The organism is Janthinobacterium sp. Ant5-2-1 (assembly GCF_001445815.1).
Lineage (GTDB): Bacteria > Pseudomonadota > Gammaproteobacteria > Burkholderiales > Burkholderiaceae_D > Janthinobacterium > Janthinobacterium lividum_E.
This window is the reverse complement of the sequence record NZ_LNCE01000141.1, coordinates 1-2,267: the sequence shown is the minus strand read 5'-3', so window position 1 is coordinate 2,267 and position 2,267 is coordinate 1. Positions and strand designations below refer to the sequence as shown.

The 2,267-nt window shown below is 59.8% G+C and carries 1 protein-coding gene; it reads right to left on the bottom strand.

Features of this window, described 5'->3' with window-relative positions; all coding sequences use genetic code 11:
• Positions 1-220 precede the first annotated feature (220 nt).
• Positions 221-2,146, bottom strand: coding sequence for a SurA N-terminal domain-containing protein (locus ASN89_RS26615; protein WP_046685569.1), 1,926 nt, complete (start codon positions 2,144-2,146; stop codon positions 221-223).
• Positions 2,147-2,267 lie beyond the last annotated feature (121 nt).

The window sequence follows — 2,267 nt, the reverse complement described above, 5'->3', positions numbered from 1 at the left end:
ATATCTGGCCGCGGCTGGCGCCGTTGCTGGGGGCCAAATAAGCAAAAGGCTGGTGTTACTTCTAGCCTGAGGCAGAATCCGGGGTCAGACCCGCCGGGTCTGACCCCGGCTTTATGCTGACGATCCCGCTCGCGTCCATGGCACGCTCACTCCACAGACAAAAATCCACAGACAAAAAAATAGCCGCTCAAGAGCGGCTATTCTTATGGACTAAAACTGATTACGGCGCTTCCGGCGCTGCTGCAACCGGCGCGGTCACCGGCTTGACGATCTTCACCTTGGCCTTGGCTTTCAGGTATTCGACGTAATCGAACATTTCCTGTTGTGCCAGGATGCCGCTGATCTGGTCTTTCTCTTGCTGGCGGCGCGCTGCATCCACTTCTGCTGGCTGCTGCACCTTGGCGATGCGGTAGATGCCGTAGCCCAGGGCTGGCAGGTCCACGCCGACATAGGCTGGCAGCTTGCTGGTGTCTGCTTTCATGACTTGCGCGATGGCGGCACGGTTGATGCCGTCGAGCTTGCTGCGCGATACCCATTGCGCCGCGCCAAAACCAGTGGCGTCACCCGAAGCCTTCAAGGCGGCCAGCTTGGTCTCGCCCGCTTTCTTGGCCAGTTTTTCCGCTTCTTCCAGGGTCACGCGCTGACGGATCATCGCTTCGACTTCGGCCAGCGGACGCTTCGAGGCAGGCTTGAATTCCACCACGCGGCCGGCGATCAGCACGTTAGGAGCAACGGTGACGGCTTCCGTGTTGCGCTTGTCTTTCAACGAGTCGTTCGAGAAGATGGCGGTCAGGAACTTGGCGTTGTTGAACGGCGCCTTGCCCAGTGCTGGCGATGGTGTGCGCGACAGGTTGGCGACGGTTTCCACTTTCAGCTTCAGCTTGTCGGCCACCGGCTTCAGGCTGTCCGATTGTTCGTACACCGTGTTGGTGAACGTTTCGGCCATTTCCGAGTATTTCTTGGCAGCAAATTGCTTGCGCAGGTCGGCCGTGATTTCGCCGCGCACTTCATCCAGCGCACGGACGTGCTGCGGCTTGAGCGAGGTGACGGTCAGGATGTGGAAGCCGAAATCGGAAGCGACGACATCGCTGATTTCGCCTTGCTTGAGTTTCGCGACAGCGCTCAGCAGCGGTGCTGGCAAACCATCCTTGCCAATCACGCCCAGGTCGCCGCCCTGTTCCGCGGACGCCGGGTCTTCCGACTTGGCTTTCGCCACGGCGGCAAAGCTGGCTGGCGCCTTGCGTACTTCCGCCAGGATGGCTTCGGCCTTGGCCTTGGCGGCTGCCTTGTCGGCGGCCGATGCGTCTTTCTTGACGGCTACGAGGATGTGGCTGGCCTGACGCGCTTCTTCCGTCGTGTAGGCTTTCTGGTTCTTCGCGTAGTAGCCGGTCACGTCGGCGTCGGTGACGTCGACTTGCTCGCCGGCGGCGCTGTCGTCCAGCACGACGTACTCGACCTTGGCTTGTTCCGGGATCTCGAAGAACTTGCTGTTCTTGTCGTAGAAAGCCTTGATCATGGCGTCCGTCACTTTGACTTCCGACACGTACTGGGCGATCGGCAGCAGCAGTTCCTGCACTTCACGCTCTTCCGAGGTGATGTCGGACAGGCGCTTGGAGACGGTGCTCGGCGCGAACGCGGTGCCTTGCACGGCGCCGGCCAGTTGCTGCAGGGCCAGGTCGCTGCGGCGGCGCGCATCGTACATCTGCGGCGTCATGCCCTGGGCGGCCAGCATGGACTTGTAGCGTTCCAGGTCGAATTTACCGTCCGGCAAGGTCAAGCCTGGGATGTCCAGTACTTCCTTTTGCAGCACGGCATCGCTGATGACCAGGTGGCTACGCCCCACTTCGGCGGCCACGGCGCGCTCGGCGATCAGGTTGTCGAGGATGCTCTGGCGCGCTTCCGGCGTGTCAAACATTTTCTGGTCGAACTGCTCGCCCATCATCTGGCGGTAGCGGTCGATCTGCTGGCGTTGCGCTTCTTCATATTGCTGCTGCGTAACGACCTGGTCGCCGACCTTGGCGATGGTGTTCGCGCCATCGCCGAAGCTTTGGTAGCCGCTGATACCGACCAGTGCAAAAGACGGGACGATGACCAGCATCAGGAGAAACTGCATCAAGCGTCGATGGGTACGAATAAATTCAAACATGGTCAGCCAATTCGGGATGAGTGGATCACTATAAAAAAAGGCGAACATGCGTTCGCCTTGATTTCTTCGGCGGAATGGACGGGACAGATGTCCACTTCCCCTTTAGATTCAACAACTTGGC

What these genes read in the sequence shown, in the direction of transcription:
- ASN89_RS26615 (WP_046685569.1), bottom strand. Translation starts at nt 2,146, where the DNA reads ATGTTTGAATTTATTCGTACCCATCGACGCTTGATGCAGTTTCTCCTG.